The organism is Bartonella queenslandensis, assembly GCF_018155095.1.
Lineage (GTDB): Bacteria > Pseudomonadota > Alphaproteobacteria > Rhizobiales > Rhizobiaceae > Bartonella > Bartonella queenslandensis_B.
Genome location: NZ_NAAI01000003.1, coordinates 138,756 through 162,705, shown reverse-complemented (window position 1 = coordinate 162,705; position 23,950 = coordinate 138,756). Strand labels below are relative to the sequence as shown.

Genomic DNA, 23,950 nt, shown 5'->3' with positions numbered 1-23,950 from the left:
CTTCGGGCAACTCATAAGAGAAATTTTTAGTCCTTTCTTGTATAAGTTTTACTCCATGTACTTCTCCCCCCTTGTAACATGCAAGAGACATCATCGTTTTGATTGATTTAACATGGAATAGGTTTGAAATGAGCGAATATTGCGCTATTTAGGAGTTTATAAATCAGTATTTATTTCGTAATTATTTTTTCTGAGGTAGTCTATCCTCCTATCATCATGGATTTCTTATTCCAATCATTTTTAATGAATCAATTAGGTGCATTCGTAAAGCTGTCTTAAATAAAAACTTTCATATTTTTTTTATGAAAGATAGGTACCCTAAAATCAGACTCTTATGCTATCATGTGTTATTGATGGACAAAAAATACTAAAGACATAAATAATCATTATTTAATAAAAAAATATCTAATAGAGTAAACAAAAAGCATTTCTTGATAAATGGAATGATCCTGAAAAATAATACAAATTGTCCGAAAAATAAACGAGAAAAGCTTTCTTTTCCCTCTAACCTTACATGGAACAATGCCAATCAAAGCAATGAGACAAATAAACTTCAAGGTGTTAAATTCATACAAGAATTTGTGAGACACCTTCCGCATAAGCCGGGAGTTTACCGGATGATTGGTGAAAATGGTGATATTCTCTACGTTGGCAAAGCCCGTAATCTCAAAAAACGTGTTTCAAACTATACACGTGAACAAGGACATAATAATCGTATTACCCGCATGATTCGTGCAACATATCATATGGAATTTATTGTTACCCATACAGAAACGGAAGCACTCCTTTTAGAAGCGAATCTCATCAAAAGATTGCATCCACATTTTAATGTATTACTGCGTGATGATAAGAGCTTCCCTTATATCATGATTACAAATGATCATCGAGCACCTGCACTTTACAAACATCGTGGTGCTCGAACACAAACAGCTCATTATTTTGGACCTTTTGCTTCTGCTGGTGCGGTAACACAAACAATTCATGTTTTACAACGCGCTTTTTTATTACGGACCTGTACCGATGCAATTTTTGAAAACCGTACACGCCCTTGTTTGCTTTATCAAATTAAGCGATGTTCTGCCCCTTGTACCCATGAAATTAATGACAGTGACTATAAAGAACTGGTGAGAGAAGCAAAAGCATTCCTTTCGGGAAAAGATCAATCTGTTAAAAATGATATGGTTCAAGCTATGAATAAAGCCGCAGAAAATCTTGATTTTGAACAAGCTGCTTCCTACCGTGACCGCTTATCAGCTCTTTCTCACATACAAAGCCATCAAGGTATTAATCCTCAAACAATAAAAGAAGCGGATGTCTTTGCAATTGCGCAAAAAGAAGGAATGACCTGCATTCAAGTATTTTTTTTTCGCATGGGGCAAAATTGGGGAAACCGCGCCTATTTTCCTAAAGCAGATCCCTCTTTTTCCCGTACTGAAATTTTAGCAAGTTTTCTGGCCCAATTTTACGATGATAAACCCCTTCCCCAAAACATCCTTTTATCTGAAGAAATTGAAGAAATGACACTTCTTACAGAAGCATTAAGTCTCAAAGCAAATCACAAAGTGTCTCTCTCTTTACCCAAGCAAGGTGAACGGAAAACGCTTGTTAATCACGCCTATCTCAATGCTCATGAAGCACTTGAACATAAGCTTGCTGAAACAACCACCCATACAAAATTGCTTCAGGGGCTTGCTGAAAGATTTCAACTCCCTTTTCCTCCGCGTCGTATAGAAGTCTATGACAATTCTCATATTATGGGAACAAATTCTGTAGGTGTCATGATTGTTGCTGGTCAAATGGGATTTGTTAAAAACCAATATCGCAAATTCAATATTCGCTCAACAGATATTACGCCTGGCGATGATTTTGGCATGATGAAAGAAGTCATTAAACGGAGATTTTCACGTCTTATCAAAGAACATGATTTGCCAAATAAAAATCATGATATACCAGATCAAGAAAATGATATTTTTCCCATTTGGCCTGATCTTATCTTAATCGATGGTGGTGAAGGACAAATCAACAGTGTCCATACAATACTTACTGAATTACAATTAAATAGCCTGATCACAGTTGTTGGAATCGCCAAAGGTGTTGACCGTCATGCGGGACGTGAGCGATTTTTTATAAAAGGGACCCCTCCTTTTACACTTCCCCCCCGTGATCCTATCCTCTATTTTTTGCAACGTCTGCGCGATGAAGCGCATCGTTTTGCCATTGGAACACATAGAATAAAACGAAAAAAAGCAACATTCAAAAATCCACTTGATGAAATTGAAAATATCGGTCCGACAAGAAAACGTGCGCTGCTTCACCATTTTGGAAGTGCCAAGGCTGTTGCTGGTGCCTCACTTGAAGATTTGAAAAAAGTTACAGGAATCTCTACGACAATTGCACAAAAAATTCATAACCATTTTCATGAAAAATAAGCTTGTTTCATCACCTTAGCCTTGTTACGTTTAGGGGATATATTCTCTTTCACAAGAATTTAAAATAGCTCTATGAAAAATCATACTTTTTCTTTTCCGAATCTTTTAACTTATGCACGAATTGTTGCAGTCCCGATGGTTGTTGCGTGCTTTTTTGTAGAAGGACGCCTACAGTCAAGTGATATCGCACGCTGGATTGCCGTTTCCATTTTTGTCGTCGCATCCATTACTGACTTTCTTGATGGTTACCTTGCTCGTATTTGGGAACAAACATCCAATATTGGTCGCATGTTAGATCCAATTGCCGATAAACTTCTCGTCTCTGCCTGCTTGCTCTTACTTGCCGCAGACACGACCATTGCTGGATGGACTTTATGGGCAGCTATTATCATTCTTTGCCGAGAAATTCTTGTATCAGGATTACGTGAATATTTAGCTGAATTAAAAGTGAGCGTTCCGGTCTCTCGTCTTGCAAAATGGAAAACCTTTGTACAAATGATCGCTATTATCTTTCTTTTAGCAGGGCCAGCTGGTAACAAAATTTTCCCTTACACAGTGGAATTTGGCATTACTATGCTGTGGATTGCTGCCCTCCTTACATTGTGGACAGGTTGGGATTATTTTCGCGCAGGTTTAAAACACGTCATCTCATGAAATCGTCTCTTGATTTATAATCATAACTATCTTTCTGCAATTTAAACAAGAAAAAAGATACCGTCAATCTACATCCTTCCAATCTATTGGTGATGAGACAATTAAAATACCTCTTTTTCTCATCGCAAACGAAGTGAACGTACAGATAAAAAGACATTCAAGAAAAGGGTAAGTAGGCTCTTGCAAAAACAGTTGCAATATTAAAAGTGGGAAAAATGGTGAAACGATATATTTATCAAAGAGATCTATAATCTTATAAACAAAAACCCGAAACATAATATTTCGGGTTTTTGCTTTTTATTTACGTTTTTATTAACCAACAATTTCTATCTCAGAAAACCAAAAAGCGATTTCTGTTTTTGCCGTTTCAGCACTATCGGACCCATGGACAGAATTTTCACCAATCGACAAAGCATGAACTTTACGAATTGTTCCTTCTTCTGCATCACTAGGATTTGTAGCACCCATCACTTCACGGTTTCTAGCTATTGCATTTTCTCCTTCCAAAACCTGTACAACTGTTGGACCAGAAGACATAAATTCAACCAATTCGCTGAAAAAAGGGCGTTCTTTATGAACAGCATAAAAATTTTCAGCCTCACGCTTACCCATCCATACGCGTTTAGATGCAATAACACGCAACCCTGCATCTTCAAGCATTTTCGTAATTGCACCCGTTAAATTACGACGTGTTGCATCTGGTTTAATCATTGAAAAAGTACGCTCTAAAGCCATTTATTCACCTTCATTTTATTGATAACATTCTCTGACCGTTTCTATAGCGAGCAAGCAGCTCTTTGCCAAGTGACTCTGGAAAAATCTACACAAATTCTCAAAAATATAGAATAAATGATAAAAAAGACTTCAATAAAAATAGATATGCCTACAATTGTTCTTCCCATCATAAGAGTGCCCTCGCCTCTCAGTAAATGTTGAACTTTCTTTTATATTCCTAAATGCTTCCTATTAAAATTATCATTTAAGCAATAAAAAATTATAAGAAAAAACCAATACGCAAAATATATATACCTTTTAAAAAAGGCTTCTTCTTTTAAAGAAGATGGATCTAGACACTTCATATTTAGGTTCGAAAATCCCCTCACACACTGAAATCAATCAAAACGTACCCCTATCATTAGAAACTATAGCGTACCCCTATAATACCCTGAAGAGACTGTTTTGTTTTACGCCCTTTAACATAATGGGCCTCTCCATATAACTTCAACTTATCACTCACTAAACTGCTTAAACCTATTCCTAATTTACCTGCATTCCCTGATAAGTCCGTGGTAAATGAATGACGTTGATTAATCAACGTTTGATTATCATCTTTATTCTCACGTAACCATGCTGCTGTAATATATGCAAGTGATGAAGAAGCATCGTGTGAACCAAATTCATACCCTAACGATAAGCCAACCTCACTGCGTAATGAAGTAAATGGACGCATATCACCTGTCATGTCATTCGATAACTTGATTTCTTTACCTTCAACTTGTAACCATGTAAATTGTCCATAAGGCTGGAGCCAACTGCTCTGTGACGTCTGAAGTCGGTAACCAGCTTCAAAGGAGGTTCCCACCGCCCATTGCGCATATGTTCCTTCAATCCCTAAACCATTCGTTGAAACAGCCTTCAGCGTATTTTGATAATGATTGTATTTTAAAATACCGTCGAGATACCATCCACTATGATCCCAATAAGTGATATAAGCACCAATGCCATAAGTATTGATACCACTGGTACCACCCCGTGCATGTGCAACACGGGCACGATCATAACTGCCAAAACCACCTATATAAAAATCTCCGTTTTCCCACTCGCTTAAGCCATTGATCCCTAGGACTATACCCGTCTGATCCAACTTAAAATCTATATGCTTTGTCGCAATGCTCTCTTTAGATTTAATTGCATAGGTCCATAAAGCTGTATTCTTTTTACTTTTATCGAGAATACCTCTTCCCGCACGCACAGTTTGCATTTCATTGTGAAATACCATCGCTGGCGCTACAGACATAGACAATACCGCATCTGTAGAAGGCGTGGTTAAAAAGTCAGAAACTGAAAGCGTCTCACTCATTTGTGGGGAAGATTGTTCTTTCTGAACTGGACGTAACACCATCTGATCGGCTGAAGAATGAGAGATTTCTGAAGAAACAGCCTGTTGTTTCACTTCAGAAAGAGGATGTTGACCTGATGGAGGTAACTCTACACGAGTCTGATTGTCTTTAGAAGAAGAAACCGAAACACGAGGAACATTCTGTGTTTCTCTTAAATGACGTGGAGGACGTGGCTTGGGGTGCTCTTTTTTAGGTGGACGACGATCAGTATTTTTTCCTCCAGAAGAAGCCTCTTGACCAGACTGCTTACCACTCTTCATAGACAATGCAAGAGGAACCTTCGCTTTCTTATTCACACACTGTCCCTCAGTATTCGAACTTCCCCTATCTTCAGAAGCTCTAGATAAATACCAAATTGTAGAATAACCACTAGAACTCGCACATCTTTCTCTCTTTACTAATTGATACTGATAGGTTCCACCATCAACAGCTGTAATGTCCTTCCCTAAAAGATCTGTGAGAGTAAAATTAGCTCCCCCATCTGGGCTTTTATCGGTAATTAAAGGAAGCTCAGTAACAAAACTATTCCTTTGTGAAAGAGGAGCTGTAATTTCACGACCAGAATCTGCAACTCTTATTTTGTGATTACCTGTCCCTTCATCAATCAACAAGTAATCACTTGCATCCCACGTAGCAGTAACATTGAATCGAAAATGTAAATTCCCTGAAAGGTTCTCAACATGAAGTGAAATATGACGTGGATCATACGGAATAGAAGAAAAAATAACAGTCCCTCCATTCCCACCTAAATCTTCAATTTCAATCTGTGGTTTTTCTCTTACATTCCGTTCACCAACCTCAAATATTGGTTCATCAGGTCTTTTTTCTATAGGAATACTTTTCTTGGTGATATGATTTATTGAATCACCCGCAAATAAATAAAGCTCCCCGTGATTATTAACCCTTACTTCCCCAACAACTTTTTTTACACCAACATGTAGCCACGATTTGGCAAAATCCGTAATTGTTAAAGTATCTACAAACCCTCTAGGATATACTACCTGAGTTGCATGATCCTTCAAAGTAGTTTTCACAGATTCTCCTAGTGCCAAGACGTGCTGTCTACCATTATCAAAAACTTCTGTAGCCGTTGCTCTCCCCCCTTCCTTCCTCTGCCCCGCATAAAGATTTTGTTCTCCATTATTTCCCACTTTCGTATACCAAGTCCCTCCCCCATCATACACATTCTGCTGCCCTATTGCCCCTTCTCCACCCGTAACTGTGGAATTATATGCACTACTTCGTCTCAACATGCGTGTAAAATCAACATTTGGCTCTTCATGAACAAACTGCTGACCTCCCAAAACTTGGGATTCCATTGTAATTCCTCCGCGTGTAACTATTTGCATCCCTCCTTTTTTAATAGTGGAACCCACGGAAGTTTTTCCATTATCAACAAGTTCTACATCACCGTATTTAATTATAATATTCTTTCTAAAAAAACGAGCAATCAGTTCTAATTTTTTTCGTTCCTCTTCTTCATTTCCTACATGGGTCGCTCCTATTATCCCTCCATTCCTATTCTCAACTGCACTTGCAGATTGCGCAAGACAACTACTGATCATCAATACTGAAAAACTTAACTTGTATTTATACCGCATTATCCACACTCCACTCTCAATTATTTAGAAAAATATCCCGCGGCTACGTAGGTAGCTCATTTTAGATTGTATCATAATGTGTTTTATTTATGTCTAAATACAATTTTTTAGTGTATTTTTTAATTTAAACAATCATAAGTTGTTGACTTGTAAACCACTAAAAAACTCTAACTTAAGGATAAAAAAACTGATAAAATTCAAATTGTTTATTTTAATTCAATGAATAATTTGCATATTTAAAATTATGGGTAGAAAAAGTTCTTATACCCTTTAATGGGCCCCCTCATATAAGACAGAATATCATTGGGCTTCCAATTCACGCGCTTCTTTTAAAGAAACATCTCTCAATACGTCCAAGCCCATTTCCTGATGTCAACAATGAATATAATCCATTGAGCGCTACCATCTTTACGCTTATGGCGAAGAAAGCCGGCACCATCACGTACTTTTCTAGCTCTAACATGTTGCGATGCGATACCCTTTGATCCTTGAAGAAAGTTTATAAGAGATATTTTTAGTTCTTTCTTGTACAATTTTTATCTACGCAAGCTTTCCCGCTTGTAAAATACAAGAAAATGGTTTTGATTAATTCAACATGGAGCAGTTTGGAAGAAGAGAATCCTACGATATTTAGGACTCTCATTCAACACGCAAAACAATAAATACTCTTTATAAATTAATCCCTTATCTTAAAGGAGAGTATAAAGGCATTCCTACTGTTTGAGATAGTCTCTATACTCTCGATAACTCACAGTGATGCGTTATCTAAGTTCGTAAAACAATGACATTTGTAAAGTTAATAAGCCGTATAAAGGTGTACTTAGAAACTATAGCGTAATCCTAAAATACCTTGAAGAGCATTCTTAATTTTATGTCCCTTTAGGTAATGTGCTTCCGCATAAAGTGTTAATTTATCATTAACCGAACTGTTTAAACCAATTCCCAATTTACCCGCACTACCCGATAAGTTTGTGATAAATTTATGCTGGTTATTAATTGTCACATAATTATTATTTATATTCTCACGCAACCAAGCTGCCATAATGTACGCTGTTAATAAAGTTTCTGAATTCACAAAGAATTCATGTCCTGCAGTCAATCCAACTTCACTGCGGAATGAAGTCAATGGTTTTAAATCACCGATCATTCCATTGGAAAGTTTTATTTTTTTACCTTCAACCTGTAAACCTGTTAGCTTGATATAAGGCTGCATCCAAGTATTCTGTGCAGGTTCAAAATAACAACCAATCTCAAATGACCCACCTAACGCCCACTGATTGTAATGACTTTGAATCGTTAAATTATTCGTTGAGATGGCTTTCAAATCATCTTGGTAATAATTATATTTCAAAACACCATCCATATACCATCCACGATGATCAAAATAAGTTGCGTAAGTTCCAATACTGTAAGAACTCACACTACTGTCACCCCCTCGTGCATGAGAAACACGTGCTTGATCATAACTCCCGAAACCACCAACATACAACTCTCCATGCCTTAACTCATTCAACTGATCAACACCAAAGACTAAGCCTGTTTGCCCAAGCTTAAAGTGTGTATGGCCTGTCGCAATGCGTTCTCCGCTCTTAATCGCATAAGTCCATAATTCAATATCTTTCTTATTTCTGTCCCAAATTTTTCTACCATTCCGTACAATTTGCAACTCATTGTTAAAAATAAGTCCAGGAACTACGGACAACGTTAACACTGCATCTGTAGAGGGAGTCGTTGATGTTTCACCAGGAAAAAAAGGATTTGTAGGATCTGGAATAGAGGATTCTGGTCCACTGAGGCGGTCTGCCGATAAAAACCAGACTTTTCCATTTTCATCCTTTCTTTCTTTCAGTCCATACATATACGTTCCACCATCAATGGCGTTAATTTTTTCACCCTTAAGATCTGTCAGCGTAAAATGCGCTCCGCCACTTTTATCCGTAATTAAATCACGCTTATTTGAAAAAGGATCCGTTATTTCAACACCAGAATCAGCAACACTTATCGTATGATTTCCAGCTCCTTTCTCAACCAAGAGATAGTCACCACGATTATGAGCAATCGTGGTATTGAACGCGAAATGTAAATTTCCTGAAAGATTATTCACATGCAGCTGAGAATAATATGGATCAGAACCCGTAAACGCAAAAATAACACTCCCCTCACCACTTAATTTTTGTATCAAAGAGTTTTTTCCATCAAACTCATCAGTAATAGAGTACAGTTTTGTATCTTTTCCATTCAAAATAATATTTTCTACTGTAGTGCGATGTTGATCATTACCAGCATAAAGATGAAGTTGCCCAGAATGATTTACCTGTGTTTTTCCTTCTAATGTCGCTCCAGCATGCACCCATGATTTTGTTTCATCATTCATTGTTAGATTTTTTACAGATCCGTCAGTATCTATTTCCTGAATAGCGTTCTCATTTAAAATCACTCCAATGGCCTGTCCGCCATTTAAGATACGCTGTTTACCACCACCAAAAACCTTTGTGTCAAACGCAAAACCACCATTTTTTGCACTTTGAGATTTTTTTCCAATCTCTTGTATGCCCCCTCGCATGACCTTCGTATCCCAAACTTTCCCTCCATCATATACTTTTTGTTGGCCTAGTGCTTCATCTTGACCATAAATGACAGTATGAGAAGCACTACTTCCTTTAATCTCTCCTCCAACATCTCCCTCACCGAAAACAAGCTGCTCACCACCATAAATTTTAGTGTCCTCTACTTTTCCTCCATTTTCCACACTTTGTTGTCCGCCTTCTTTAACGACAGCATTTTTCGAAAAACCTTGTTTTCCCTTTAAAGCCTGAACATTTTCAATTCCACCATGTTCAATTTTACTATCCTCACTAAGACCTCCTGCATACACATAAAGCTCTGCACCATTCCTTACCGTATTATTGATGGATCGTCCTGGTCTATCAATCTCACCATCATTTGAAATGTAAGCTTTACCTTCATTATCAAGGATATAATTTTCTAACAGCGCCCCATCTTTAATAGAGATAAGTTCAGGCTTTTTAAGAAACGTAGTATTTTGTTCTTGGAAATTATACCCAACATTGTCACGATGACGGCTGTCAAACTCCTGTTGACTTGCGAGTACTCTCGTGCCCCTAACAAGAGTAAAATCACTAGGCTTTTTTAAAAAGCCTAATTCATTGCGTGTTCTTACAATACCATCATTCGATGTTCCAAGGATGCATCTTCCCATTTTCATATCTTCATTGTATTGATCTTGAAATACTTTGTTATTTTCATAACTCGAAGATTGACAAAAAAGCGATGTTCCCCCCTCGCTTGCAGCAGCAGCCTGTACAAAACAACTGCTCAACATGAGTACCCAAAAATTTCGTTTCCATTTATATTTTGTAGCCATATCTTCCCCCCTCTTCACGTCTGTATAGACACCAAACGTAACTAGCTCTACAAAATATATTTTCAACCTTAGATTGTAATAATTCTTCTAAGTAGCCTCATCACTTTATTCAAAAACTGTTTTTTTACCATCTCTTCAACGCATTTTTGATCGAAGATATAAGGGAATCCTTCCATTCCTTCAAAGTTTTTTCTTCAAAGAAAAAAGTAACACATAATAAACTATAATATAAAATAGAGCATACACTCTGTCATAAAAAACGAACTGCATGCTCTGAAGTTGTTTACGCTTCGTTAAAGACTGTTAAAAGCAATTATACATTTGAATATAACTGAAAAACATCCCTATCATTAGAAACTATAGCGTATCCCTATAATGCCCTGAAGAGACTGCTTCGTTTTACGCCCTTTAACATAATGGGCTTCTCCATATAACTTCAACTTATCACTCACTAAACTGCTTAAACCTATCCCTAATTTTCCTGCATTCCCTGATACATCCGTGGTAAATGGATGGCGTTGATTAATCAACGTTTGATTATCATCTTTATGCTCACGCAACCATGCTGCGGTAATATACGCAAGGGATGAAGAAGCATCGTGTGAACCAAATTCATACCCTAAAGATAAGCCAACCTCACTGCGTAATGAAGTAAAGGGACCCATATCACCTGTCATGTCATTCGATAACTTGATTTCCTTACCCTCAACTTGCAACCATGTAAATTGTCCATAAGGCTGGAGCCAACTGCTCTGTGACGCCTGAAGTCGGTAACCAGCTTCAAAGGAGGTTCCCACCGCCCATTGCGCATATGTTCCTTCAATCCCTAAACCATTCGTTGAAACAGCCTTCAGCGTATTTTGATAATGATTGTATTTTAAAATACTGTCGAGATACCATCCACTATGATCCAAATACGTGAGATAAGCGCCAATGCCATAACTATTGATACCACTGGTCCCCCCCCGTGTATGCGCAACACGGGCATGATCATAACTGCCAAAACCACCTATATAAAAATCTCCATTTTCCCACTCGCTTAAACCATTGATCCCCAAAACGATACCGGTCTGATCCAGCTTAAAATCTATATGCTCTGTCGCAATGCTTTCTTTAGATTTAATTGCATAGGTCCACAAAGCCTTATTCTTTTTACTTTTATCGAGAATTCCTCTTCCCACACGCACAGTTTGCATTTCATTATGAAACACCATTGCTGGCGCTACAGACATAGACAAGACTGCATCTGTAGAAGGCGTGGTTAAAAAGTCAGAAACTGAAAGTGTCTCACTTAATTGTGGAGAAGGTTGTTCCTGAGAACTTGGACGCAAAATCATTTGATCGGCTAAAGAGTGAGAAGAGCCTGAAACAGCAATCTGTTGTTTCTCATCAGAAAGAGGGCGAGAACCTGTTGGAGGTGCTCCTTTAATCATTTGACTTTTCAGAGTTGAAACAATTGAAGAAACTGAAGATTTTTGAGTCAAGTTGGAGCGCTTTTTTCTTTGACGTGGCAACTTAATCGCATGCTCTTCTGTATTTGTAAGAGTTGAAAGAGAAGAAATCGGTTGTTTTTGACTTAAATGCCGCGCATATCTGCTTCTAATTTGTGGTAAACTATTAAGAAATGAAAAATTATCGATAAAGACCGCGGATAAATACCAAACTTTTCCTCCTCCGTCTTCATCAGTTCTCTGTTTTAAACCATACGTGTAAGTTCCCCCATCAACCATTCCAATTTTTGCACCAGAAAAACTTTGTAGAGTAAAAGATGCGCCTCCACTGTGATCCAAAATTAAATCAAGTTCTGCTAACGAAGGATCAACAATTTCAATACCAGAATCTAGAACACTTATTGTGTGAAAACCACTCCCTTTCTCAATAAAGAGGTAATCACCTTTTTCTTCTGCAAGACTAACATTAAAGTTAAAATGTAGACTCCCTGCTAGATTAGCAATATAAAGTTGAGAGTAATATAAATTATCTTCAGAAGATGTAAAAATGACTTTTCCTACACCGCTTAACTGCTGAATGTGTGTACCTTTGTCGTCAACCCCACGAGAAACGGAGTATAATTGAGCGTCTTCTCCATTTAATGCAATGTTTTCTACTATAGTTTGTTGACCATCATCTCCAGCATCAAGATAGAGTCTTCCAAAATCCTGAACTTTTATGTCTCCTCCTAATATCGCACCATTAGAAACCCATGAATTGGCATTACCTTCAATCGTTAGATTCTTCACAATTCCACCCGCATAGACTTCTTGAACACCACCAGTACGTAAAATGACTGTATTCGCTTCACCTCCTGCTAAAACACGCTGTATACCCTCTGAAAAGACTTCAGTATTTACAGCTAAACCACCGTTTTTTTCTGCAAAGTTATCGTCATAAGGAAACCATTTAGCAAGAGTTTGTATTCCTCCACGCATCACTTTTGTTTCCACTGCCATTCCATCATCATACACATTCTGCTGCCCCGGTGTGTCCCCTTGACCATAAATTGTCGTATCATAAACACTGCTGCCAATAATCCCACCGTCCACGTACCCATCTCCGAAAACAAGCTGCTCCCCACCATAAATTTCAGCTCTCAATGCAGAGCCTCCCCCCTCCACTTTTTGTTTTCCACCCTCGTAAATAATCGTAGATTCTGAGATCCCCTGTTCCCCGATAATCTCGGCACCACCCCTTTCAATTGTTGTATTTTTACTGAAACCACCAGCCTCAACATACAGTCTTCCTGATCCCTCAACTGTAGCGTTAATAGACTGTTTAAGAACACTTTGCTCTCCATCATTAGAGATATAAACTACCCTGTCATCACCAAGCAAAAAGTTTTGTAAAATGCCTCCTCCCTCATGAATACTGAAATTAATGATATCCGAGATACTAAAATCTTTTGAAGATATCATATTTTCTTCTTTTTCAGGAAGCTTATCTATAGGCGACCCAGCATGAGGTGCAGGGATCACAGGAGTAGAAGTTGTTTCCAACGGCGCCAAATACCAAATCTTTCCCCCGTTATGATCTTTTTTCTTTAGCGCATATATGTAGACTCCACCATCAATCGTACTGGTCTCTTCACCAGAAAAATCCGTCAGAGCAAAATGAGCCTTTCCGCTTTTTTCATTAATTAAATCAAGCTTAAGGACTAAATTTTGTGTTTCTAGAGAAGAATTGGCAATTTCAATACCAGAATCAATCACGCTTATTGTGTGATGTCCCTCCCCCTTTTCGATAAGGAGATAATCACCGCGCTGTTCTGAAAAATTGGTGTTCAGTCTAAAATGTAAACTCCCTGAAAGATTACCGACCTCAAGTTGAGAGTAATGTGGATTAAATACGGTAGACGCAAAAATAACGCTGCCATCACCACTCAGATTCTCAATCAAAGAACTTTCGCCATCTGTATCAGAAGCAATAGCGTACAATTTTGTATCTTTGCCATTTAAAACAATTTTTTCTACTTCAGTACGAGATCGATCAGCACCAGCATAAAGATAAATTCGTCCAGAATCATGAATCATGGTATTTCCTTCTAACGTTGCACCAGAATGTAACCATGACTGTGCTTGATCTTTAATCGTTAAATCTTTTACATAGCCTCCTAAATCTATTGCTTGGAAAGCATTCCCCTGTAAAAGAACTCCAAGAGCCATTCCCCCCGCTAAAACGTGTTGCTCTCCACCAGAAAAGACCTTCGTATCAAATGCAAAACTGCTATAATTGTTTAGGTCCTGTTCTACATAAAGATTTTGCACCCCTCCTGCTATGATCTTTGTACCAGAAACCTCTCCATCATCGTACACATTTTGATATCCTAGAACTCCATTTTCACCAGAAATAACAGTGTCATAGGCGCGGCTCCTTACCATCTTACCCTTGATATCAGACTTTCCCGAAACAAACTGTTCACCACCGTAAATTTTAGCCCCTTCAACTTTTCCCCCATCTTCAACCTTTTGTTTTCCCCCTCTCTTAACTTCACTATCCTGTGAAAGACCCTGTGTTTTAATAAGCTCTGTGCCGCCTCTTTGAATTGTCGTATACAAGCTAAAACCACCGCTATAAACGGAAAGCTTTCCACCATCTTTAACTGTATTATTAATTGAAGTTTCTCCATTGCTATTAACCTTCTCACTGCTACTCTCAAAGCTAGGATCCGCAATCGTAACAATCATTCCCTTTTTAATTGTGAGCTCTGTGAGATCTTTCGATAATGGAGCCATAACAGATGGCTGCAAGCTAAAATCAGAAAATAAAGAGGTATTTGCCTCATCAACAGTATAATTCGCATCTAAATACCAAATTTTACCAGCCCCCTTATTATTTCTATGTTTCAAACGATATCTATAGGTTCCAGCATCAATTGTTTCGATTTTTTCACCAAAAGTATTTGTCAGAGTAAAATGAGCATTTCCACTGCGATCAGAAATTAATTTAAGCTTTTTGTGAAAAGAATTTGTCATTTCACGCCCAGAATCAGCCACACTTATTGTGTGAGAACCAGAGCTGCTTTCTTTAATGACAAGATAATCTCTAAGGCGCTTGGCAAAATTGACATTAAAATCGAAATGTAAAGAACCTGAAAGATTATCAATATTAAGCTCTGAGTAATGCTTTTTAGCCCCAGAAGACGTAAAAATAACCCTACCATTTCCTTTTAAACTCTGGATATTAACGTGAGGTTTTTTGCCGTTATCTTCAGACGCAATAATGTATAGTTTGGTATTTTCTCCATTTAAATTAAGATTTTCTACTTCCGTAACTGCTCCATCATTTCCAGCAGAAAGATAGAGGCTGCCAAAGTCATAAATATTTGTATCCTTATCTAATATTGCCCCCGCAAAACCCCATGAGCTTGCTTGATGATTAATTGTTAGATCATCCGTATATCCAGAATCATATATCTTCTGCGTAGCTCTATCGTATAAAGTAACTTCGCTCGCATTCCCTCCTGCAAAGATATTCTGCATCCCATTTTTAAAAAGTTCAGTACTCAGAGCAGAAGCCCCCTCATTGATTGTAAAATCTTCCTCTTCTGTATCGGCTGCATCAGCATCTTCTGAAAAGCCGTTATTAAAATTCTCTTGACCATCAAGATTCTGGACTCCTCCTTTCATAACCCTTGTGTCAACAGCCATCCCCCCACTATAGACATTTTGTATTCCTGGCATTCCATCTGCAGCATAAATCTCAGTGCCATAAGCACTACTTGCCTTATCTTCAAGATTTTCCTTATCTTCAAGCGACAAACCATCTCCAAGGCCCCCCTTACCAAAAATAATCTGCTCACCACCATTGATTTTAGTTCCTTCAGCATTTGCGCCACTTTCAACAATTTGTTTACCCCCTTTTTTAACAACGGCATATTCTGAAGTGCTCAAGTTTTGGACAAACTCAATCCCACCATGCTCAATGATCGTATCCCTACTCACACTTGCTGCATCAATGTAGAGTTTTCCCCCCTCTTGAACTGTATTATTGATGGAATAGGCAGCATCTTTATAGCTAAAGCTATTTATTTCAGAACCTTCGGAGTCACGGTTCGTAATATAAATGATATCACCATCGCTTATTATTGAATTTGTGAGAACTGTAAAGAATAGGTTTTCTAATCCCTTCTGTTTCTCTTCTGAAGACTTACTTTCTTCTATTGTCTTTTCATGCATTATCCTTTTTGATCCCCCTTTTTTTTCTTTTAATCCCTGTACTTTTGATAACAACTTTGGAGTTTCTTTGAGATGTTCACTGATATCTACCGGTGTTAATAGTTTTTCTTTTGGTGTAACGACTCGATCTGCACTTGCAATCTTGATAAAAAAACTACTGGTCATTAACGCATAAAAACTTAATTTCAATTTGCGTTGCATGATTCACACTCCATAATTCCAAATTTAAATCCCCCATTTAGAAAAAAGTGCATAGACCAAAACAACATTCTGTAATGGCTTAACGTCATGTTTTTTTTAATAATAAAGCATGCGATGATTAATCTCTGACAGATCAAATATACACCTTGTGTTTTTAAATGTATGCACAATTAAAAGATTTAATTTTCATTAAATACAACTAAAAAGTGTTATGATTATATTCATTAAAAAAAATTTTAATATTTTTGAGACACTAAACACTGATCTACGAATAAGATTAATCTCTCGATAGATAAAAATTGAACTTAAACTTTAAAGGAAACAGCCCTATGAATGAGAGCTGCCTTTATGGACAAATATTTTCATCTTTTACAGCATTTAAAATAGTTTCTTTAATTTTATTAAATTTTAATAATCGAAAAAACACTTAATTCATGTTCATTAAGCTATAATCATTGTTCTAATATATTAAGAAACATCATAATATCGACTCGACACCGATTTGAAATTTTTATAATTATAATCGGTTAATTCATATTTGATTTGCTATATACTGAAAGGGACATTCTATTCATGTCTATAAACTTAGAAATGCAAGGTACAAGCAACAGAAATTCCCCTCGTCGCATTTTGTTTGCAAGCCTTATTGGCCCAACAATTGAATTCTTTGATTTCTATGTCTTTGCCACTGCCGCAGCTCTCATATTTCCTCATGTGTTTTTTCCCACACAAAATGATCAAATTGCCATTTTACAATCTTTTCTAATCTTTGGAGCGGCCTTTTTTGCTCGGCCTTTTGGGTCAATTGTCTTTGGACATTTTGGAGATAAAATTGGAAGAAAAGCAACACTTATCGCCTCTCTTCTCACAATGGGCCTTTCAACAGTCATTATTGGTTTTCTTCCCACATATGAGACCGCTGGGTGGTTTGCCCCCTTCCTCTTAACCTTGTGCCGTATCGGACAAGGAATGGGACTAGGAGGTGAATGGGGAGGAGCTGTTTTGCTCGCAACAGAAAATGCACCCCCAGAAAAGCGCGGCTGGTACGCAATGTTTCCCCAATTGGGCGTTCCTATAGGTTTGTTTTTATCCATTGCTGTTTATTTAGGTCTGTTATACTTCCTTGATCATGATGCACTTGTCGCTTGGGGATGGCGCATCCCTTTTATTGCCTCAGTTGTTTTTATGATTATAGGATTATGGGTTCGTCTTTCAATCAATGAAACTGTTCAATTCAAAAAAAGTCTTGAAAGTAAAGAACGTGTCAAAGTTCCTATCATTGATGTCTTTTTAAAATGTCCTCGAATCTTATTTCTTGGGGTATTTTCTGGTATGGCAACATTCGTCTTGTTTTACTTGGTTACAGCATATTTGTTAAGCTATTCAACAAACCATTTGCAACTGTCATATTATCAAGCTCTTCAAGTCGAAATTGTTGGTGCTATTTTCTGTGGAATTTTTACCGTCATTACTGGAAGACTCGCTGATCGTATTAGACGAAGAACTTTGATGATTTGGATTACAATCATCACCGGTATCTATTCTTTCGCAATTCCTTATTTCTTAAATTCTGGAGTTATAGGAGTCCTTGCAATGTCTGTCATTGGCTTGTCTATCATGGGAATGATATACAGCCCTCTTGGTGCTGTTTTGGCTTCACCATACCCAACAGCCATTCGATACACGGGTTCTTCTATTACTTTCAACTTATCTGGTATTGTAGGAGCTTCTCTCGCACCTTATATTGCAGAATATTTGGTGCAACATTTTGATACGTCTTATATTGGCTATTATTTGCTTTTTGCTTCTTTTGTTTCACTGATTTGCTTTGTTGGATTTACAGATGATGAAATATCCAACTAAGATATAATAACAAATAATAAAATGATGACTGGTAGAAAAAATGCTGCCAGTCTCATTTTAAGAGACATGGGGTTCGGTATTGTCCACCACAATATTCCCGCAAATAATGCACTCAAAAAGAAAAATAAGAAATCCGCAATATTGCTCATATCAGAAATAGCAAACACCCCTGATAGGATATGCGTTGTCCCCAACCACGAAACGCAAAAAAAAGCGAACATCACAGCCCATAAAATAAGCAAAATTCGATCAATAATCATCACCATGCCGTTTCGTTTTTTTAATTATAGGCCATATCTTTAGCATGCCTAAAAGAAAAATAATAATAAAGACCCAACGCCCTCCCCCTGATCCTTCCGCAATAAAAAGTGCTGGATTTACGATTCCTACCAACCCTATCAAAACCATAACAAAAGATACGAGGCGCATTAAACTTGTTTTTCCCAACAATGATCTTCAGTCTGTTGCCAGTAGGTTAAATTATGATTTTCCATTTTATATTTTTTCCACTGTGCCCGAGCAAAATTCAACTGCTCATCATTTCTACCATCGAATAACACAACAAGCCGTTGATAAGTATCAATATTCGAACAAACAGCTCCCTCTGTGAGAAAACGGATTTTTGAATCATTCGGATTTTCTTGTCCTGTAGTCAGAAATACAGGCTGAAGGCTTGAATATTGATCACATTCCGTTCCATGCCCAATAAATGATTCATCAGCATAAACCCATAAATGCATATCTATAGAATCGCGTTGCTCTTTACTCACACATTGTATTGTTACCTTACCAAAACGAGCCAACGCCCGCTCTACAAGCGTTGGTAAAATATCTTTCAGCGTTGAATGCGTCAAATGATAGAATAAAATATCCAACTTCTTAAGCCCTCATCACTCTTTATAAAAAAGCTAACATCTTTTTTAGAAAAACTTTTATATTCCTCATATAAAAGGAAACGGTTCAAGATATAAACCTCTTTTTCGATTGAGATGCCTTATCTTTTTACATATGTCTTTAAAAGACTCCTTAGAAGACAGAAATTTTTTGTTTTCAATGTTAATAAAAAAGTTTTTTAAGTTATCTTCTAGTTTCTTTCTAGACTATCGTTGAAAATAAAAATATAATGTGTAAAAAAAATTAAAGGGAATTTAGCGAGTAATTTTATATTATTTATTTACTGAAAACGTCCAATCCAGGGGAGGGTGTTTTTTTAACTTTATTATATTTTAACCGAAAGCAGTAAGAATATTTGCTATCGAATTAAAGACTGAGGGTGTTTCCCAATTTATGCGTATTATTGAGTTCTACATCCTGAAACGTGTCTTTGTTTTGTTTAGTTCTGTCATGATTGCAGCAGTGGGTGTTAGTTGGACGGTGCAAATTCTTGCACGAATAAACTTTCTTACAACAAGTAAACAAACACTCCTCACAGTCTTGCAATTTTCACTTTCATTGGTTCCTTCTGTTATTTTTCTTGTCATTCCATTTGCATTAGTGATCGCGGTCACAACCACCCTTTCAGCAATGAATCAAGACTCAGAACTTGCTGTTATTAATGCCTCTGGTTTTCCTAAGAGTACCGTTTGGAAACCTATTCTTTTTCTTGCTATTGTTGCATCATGTATCTCCTTTTCTATAGCTAATTTTGTTGTTCCTCAAGCACGTCTTCATATGCGACAAATGCTCGCAAGTGCTCATTTTGATCTTATTAATCTGTTCATTAGTGAAGGAAGCTTTCAAAAGCTTGCCAATAACCTTTACATAGAAATCGGCGAACGGAATCCAAACGGAACACTTGAACGTCTTTTCATTGCCGACCAGCGTGATCCTAAAACTGATCTTTTTTATTATGCAACAAAAGCCTCCATTGTAAGCAATAAAAATGGCCATTTTTTAATCCTCAATAATGGTGAAATAGAAAGAGTCAATCATGAAAATAATAGCGTTTCAATCGTTCAATTTAGCGCATATACCTTTAGCCTAGGGGAATTTATTCCCAGTGATAAAATTCCTACTCTTTATCCAAAAGATCGATCTCTTTCTTATTTACAAAACCCTGACCCAAAAGATCCCTACTATCAACGAAAACCACTCCAATATAAAGCCGAGTTTCACCGCCGACTAACACAGTGGCTCTATCCAATCGTTTTTTCACTTATTGCATTAGCAGCGGCAGGAAATGTAGGCTCCCATCGACAAGCACGCCACTCCGCAAATTTTTCGGCAATGGCCCTTTCTTTTCTAGTCTATTGGATCGGATATTTTTTCGCCGAAAAAGCAAAGAATGATCTTGCATATGTTCCTCTTCTTTATATTACACCCATAGGAACAAGTATATTTGTCTTTTTTATGCTTTTAACGAATCATAAAATTGGCCTCCCCGCAAAACTTCATGAGATACTTCAAATCATTTTTCAAAAAGTAGTGAACAAATTTGAACATCGAAAATCTCAAGATTCTCTGGATAAAATATCATGATTGGGTGGACACTTGGACGCTATTTCTTTATACGTTATCTTAGAATAACTTGTTATTTTTTGGGGGGGATTTTTGTTCTTGCTCTTTTAATCGATTTTACAGAAAATTCTGGAAGGCTCCCTTCCCTTCCGCATTATACAGCAAAGGATGCATTTCTCCTCTCTGTTTTACGCATCCCTTTTATTATGCAACAACTTATACCTTTCATTGCACTCTTTTCTTCCATGGCAACGCTTATCTCGCTTAACAAAAAACTTGAACTTGTCGTGACGCGCTCAATCGGTGTTTCTGCATGGCAATTTCTTATGCCTGCTTGTTTGGGAGCTTTTCTTTTGGGATTATTTTCAATTCTTCTCATTAATCCACTTGCTGCATGGGGTTTTTCTCAAGCAGAGAAAATGATGACTGAATGGCGTAATAATAATGTACTAACATCGCTTCATAATCCGCGTATCCACTGGTTAACACAGCGTACAGATTTAGGAAGAACAACCATTGGTGCTAAATTTATCACCGACCAAGGACTTTCTCTTCTCGATGCAACCTTTATACAATATAAAGACGATGCAACCGTCAAAAATTGGATTAATGCTCCAAAAGCAACTTTGACCAATGGTGCTTGGCTATTAACAAATGGAACAATTTATAAAATAGGGCGCCCTCCTGAAAAATTTACCGTGTTGAAAATAAAAACCAATTTAAAACCTGAATTTTTAACGGAACGTCTAGTGAACCCAGCAACTATTCCATTTTACCAATTGCCCCAAAAAATTATGATCGCACGTTCATTTGGTTATTCTGCTAATAATTTTGATATGTATTTACAATCTTTGATTGCCTTACCGGCATTGCTTGTGGCAATGACTCTCATTGCAGCAACTGTATCTTTAAATTTTACGCGTTTTGGACAATCTAGAACGTTGATTCTTGGTGGCGTAATAGCTGGATTTATGCTGTATGTTATTTCCGTACTTGTTCAGGCTTTTGGTAATGCTGGATATATCCCACCAATTATTGCCGCTTGGACACCTGTTGTTATTGCATTATTCTTGGGAATCTCTTTTTTACTTCATAAAGAGGATGGCTAAGTGAAAGCATTAATACGTAAAAAAATCATTTTAACAAGATTAAGTGCTCTCACTTTTAGAAGTGTTATAGTGGTTGTCTTAGGGGGAGCTTTGCCTTATTGCGCACAAGCTCAAAGCCTTATGTCTCCTCCTCAAAGTCGCATTCAAAATCCAGAACGTCCTCTTTTGCTCTCTGCGGATGAACTCATCTACAATCGTGATGAAAACACTGTTTCTGCACAAGGTAATGTCCAAGTTGAATATGATGGCAATAAAGTGGTCGCTCAAAAAATTATTTATAATCAAAAAACAGGACGACTTATAGCACAAGGAAAAGTTGAAATTACTCAAAAAGATGGTAATAAGATTTATTCTAATCAAATTGATATGACCAAAGATCTTGGCGAGGGTTTTGTAAACGCCTTACGTATTGATACAGCTAACAATGTGCACTTTACCGCTCAAAATGCAGCACGAAAAAACAATCAGATAACAATTTTTGAAAATGCAACCTATACAGCCTGTGAACCTTGCTCTTATAAACCAGATAAAGAGGTCCTGTGGAAAATTAAAGCTAGAAAGATCATATGGAATAATCGTGTTAAAAAGATTCGGTTTGAAAATAGCAGTTTTGAAGTTTTTGGTGTGCCGATTATAAAATTTCCAAATTTTGAGCTCTATGATCCAACTGTCAGACGTGCTAGCGGTCTGCTTACACCTCATTTTTTTTATACTGATTATCTTGGTATGGGAATAAAGAATTCTTATTTCTGGAATCTTGCCCCCCATTACGATTTTACGCTTTCTGCTACCGTTTATACTCAACAAGGGCTTTTAACCGAAGGAGAATGGCGTCAGCGTTTAAAAATGGGCAGGTATAACATTCGCTTTGCTCATATATATCAAATGAAACCACATAGATTTGACAATGATACGATTGATGCACAGCATAAAAACCGTTATATGCTAGCAACAAAAGGGGACTTTCGTATTAATTCACACTGGACTTATGGATGGGATATTTTTACTCAATCCGATCGACATTTTAGTCGTGCGTACAAGCTGGAAAACTATAGCAATCCTACAAAACTTTCTCAGATTTATCTGAATGGTCTTGCAGGAAAAAACTATTTTGACATGCGTTTTTATCATTTTAAAATTCAAGACTCCGTATTGAATGATCCTTATTATGAACGTCACTCTCGGCAAGCATGGGTTCTACCACGTATCGATTATTCTTTCACACCAGATGAGCTCATTTATAATGGAGAGCTTACCTTCCATAGCAATATACAATCGATTTACCGTCGTCATGCCGATTTCATTTCACCCAACTGGAATGAAAATTCTCTCAACACGGGAAGACTTTCTGGTCTGGCTGGAAATAGTTTGCGTTTGACAAATGAGCTGCAGTGGAAAAAACGTTTTAACACGTACAATGGCCTCATCTTAACTCCCCTTCTTTCTCTACGGGCCGATATCATTACAACCAATGTACACGAAAATCGTGCTGTTTCTGTAGAAAACAATGCCTTATCCGTAATTCGTAGCTCAACAATTCGTGGTATGGCAACAGCAGGGCTGGAAGCACGCTATCCTTTCCTTGTTACAGCAGGTCATTCTACACATATTATAGAACCAACCGCACAAATTTTTATACGCAATAACGAACAATATATTGGACAACTTCCTAATGAAGATGCCCAAAGCTTTATCTTTGATGCAACCACTCTCTTTCAACGGGATAAATTTTCTGGTTATGATCGTGTAGAAGGGGGCACAAGAGCCAATATAGGTCTAAGATATTCCGGAAGCTTTAATGACACTTGGTCTCTTTATGGTCTCATTGGACAATCCTTTCATCTGGCAGGAAAGAATTCTTTTGCAGAAAAAGACTTTGTTAATGTCGGTATTCATTCTAGCTTAGAGGCAAAACGTTCAGACTATGTTGCAATGTTTGGTGCGACCCATAAAAGCGGCTTTTCCTTAGAAACTCGTGGACGCTTTGACAAAAAAACAGGAAAAATCCGCCGTAGTGAAATTGAAGCATCACAAAAATGGAAATCTTTTTGGGCCTCTGTACAATATGCTTATATCGCAAGCCAACCAAATTACGAATATCCACAAGAGCGCCAAGAAATTTCTTTTCAAACGGGCTTAAAACTGGCAGACTATTGGTTCGTTAATAGTAATGCCGGTTATGATCTTGTATCGGGGAGATTTATAAAACGAGGAATTAGCTTAAATTATTCAGATGAATGTTTTGGGCTCACATTTGGTTATCAACAGATAATGAATCCAATAAGAAAAACACCCTTGCAGAACTTTAGTTTCTCTCTTTCATTGCGTACAATCGCAGATATCGGAAAAAAGATAGATTCAAATTTGTAAAGAGTAATGTATAAGTAATTAAACTTATTATTGTTTTTATGAAAAAAAGCGTATAGTTTAAGTTGTTGATGAGAATTAATAAACAATGC

Annotated in this window: 13 protein-coding genes; 6 read left to right on the top strand and 7 right to left on the bottom strand. The window is 37.3% G+C overall.

Annotated elements, in window-relative coordinates; translation table 11 throughout:
- The first annotated feature begins 443 nt into the window (after positions 1–443).
- Positions 444–2,429 (top strand): excinuclease ABC subunit UvrC, encoded by a 1,986-nt coding sequence (gene uvrC, locus B5V81_RS03235; RefSeq protein ID WP_212112093.1) that lies wholly within the window; start codon positions 444–446, stop codon positions 2,427–2,429.
- A gap of 72 nt (positions 2,430–2,501) precedes the next feature.
- Entirely contained in the window at positions 2,502–3,083 is a 582-nt protein-coding gene (gene pgsA, locus B5V81_RS03230; protein ID WP_212112092.1) for a CDP-diacylglycerol--glycerol-3-phosphate 3-phosphatidyltransferase, read from the top strand.
- 312 nt (positions 3,084–3,395) lie between these two features.
- On the opposite strand, the gene ndk is transcribed toward pgsA, so the two are convergent.
- The 4 genes from ndk to bafA (B5V81_RS03210) form a co-directional block, all read right to left on the bottom strand.
- Positions 3,396–3,818 (bottom strand): nucleoside-diphosphate kinase, encoded by a 423-nt coding sequence (ndk, locus tag B5V81_RS03225; protein ID WP_212112091.1) that lies wholly within the window; start codon positions 3,816–3,818, stop codon positions 3,396–3,398.
- A gap of 400 nt (positions 3,819–4,218) precedes the next feature.
- Entirely contained in the window at positions 4,219–6,804 is a 2,586-nt protein-coding gene (gene bafA / locus B5V81_RS03220; protein ID WP_212112090.1) for a BafA family autotransporter, read from the bottom strand.
- A gap of 820 nt (positions 6,805–7,624) precedes the next feature.
- Complete coding sequence (gene bafA, locus B5V81_RS03215) at positions 7,625–10,189, bottom strand: BafA family autotransporter (RefSeq protein ID WP_212112089.1); 2,565 nt, start codon at positions 10,187–10,189, stop codon at positions 7,625–7,627.
- A gap of 350 nt (positions 10,190–10,539) precedes the next feature.
- Complete coding sequence (gene bafA / locus B5V81_RS03210; RefSeq protein WP_212112088.1) at positions 10,540–16,062, bottom strand: BafA family autotransporter; 5,523 nt, start codon at positions 16,060–16,062, stop codon at positions 10,540–10,542.
- 573 nt (positions 16,063–16,635) lie between these two features.
- On the opposite strand from bafA (B5V81_RS03210), the gene B5V81_RS03205 reads away from it, so the two are divergent.
- Positions 16,636–17,925 (top strand): MFS transporter, encoded by a 1,290-nt coding sequence (locus B5V81_RS03205; RefSeq protein ID WP_212112087.1) that lies wholly within the window; start codon positions 16,636–16,638, stop codon positions 17,923–17,925.
- Here B5V81_RS03205 and B5V81_RS08755 read toward each other — a convergent pair.
- The 3 genes from B5V81_RS08755 to B5V81_RS03195 are packed head-to-tail and all read right to left on the bottom strand — an operon-like array spanning position 17,922 to position 18,800.
- On the bottom strand, positions 17,922–18,185 hold the full coding sequence (locus tag B5V81_RS08755) for a hypothetical protein (protein WP_244979356.1): 264 nt from the start codon (positions 18,183–18,185) through the stop codon (positions 17,922–17,924). The two genes, B5V81_RS03205 and B5V81_RS08755, sit on opposite strands and share 4 nt — an antisense overlap.
- Positions 18,175–18,354 carry a hypothetical protein gene (locus B5V81_RS03200; RefSeq protein ID WP_212112086.1) on the bottom strand — a complete coding sequence of 60 codons (180 nt, stop codon included), beginning with the start codon at positions 18,352–18,354 and terminating at the stop codon, positions 18,175–18,177. The genes B5V81_RS08755 and B5V81_RS03200 overlap by 11 nt, the downstream gene beginning before the upstream one ends.
- The gene (locus tag B5V81_RS03195; protein WP_212112085.1) at positions 18,354–18,800 is read right to left on the bottom strand and encodes a DNA polymerase III subunit chi; all 447 of its coding nucleotides are present in this window, start codon (positions 18,798–18,800) and stop codon (positions 18,354–18,356) included. Before B5V81_RS03195 ends, B5V81_RS03200 begins: the two co-directional genes overlap by 1 nt.
- 412 nt (positions 18,801–19,212) lie before the next feature.
- On the opposite strand from B5V81_RS03195, the gene lptF reads away from it, so the two are divergent.
- From lptF to B5V81_RS03180, 3 genes are read left to right on the top strand one after another with little or no spacing between them, the layout of a single operon-like run.
- Positions 19,213–20,403, top strand: a complete 1,191-nt coding sequence (gene lptF / locus B5V81_RS03190) for an LPS export ABC transporter permease LptF (protein WP_212112084.1) — start codon at positions 19,213–19,215, stop codon at positions 20,401–20,403.
- A complete protein-coding gene (gene lptG / locus B5V81_RS03185) occupies positions 20,400–21,491 on the top strand; it encodes an LPS export ABC transporter permease LptG (protein ID WP_212112083.1) in 1,092 nt (363 codons plus the stop codon). The genes lptF and lptG overlap by 4 nt, the downstream gene beginning before the upstream one ends.
- Positions 21,492–23,861 carry an LPS-assembly protein LptD gene (locus B5V81_RS03180; protein WP_212112082.1) on the top strand — a complete coding sequence of 790 codons (2,370 nt, stop codon included), beginning with the start codon at positions 21,492–21,494 and terminating at the stop codon, positions 23,859–23,861.
- The last annotated feature ends 89 nt before the right edge of the window (positions 23,862–23,950 follow it).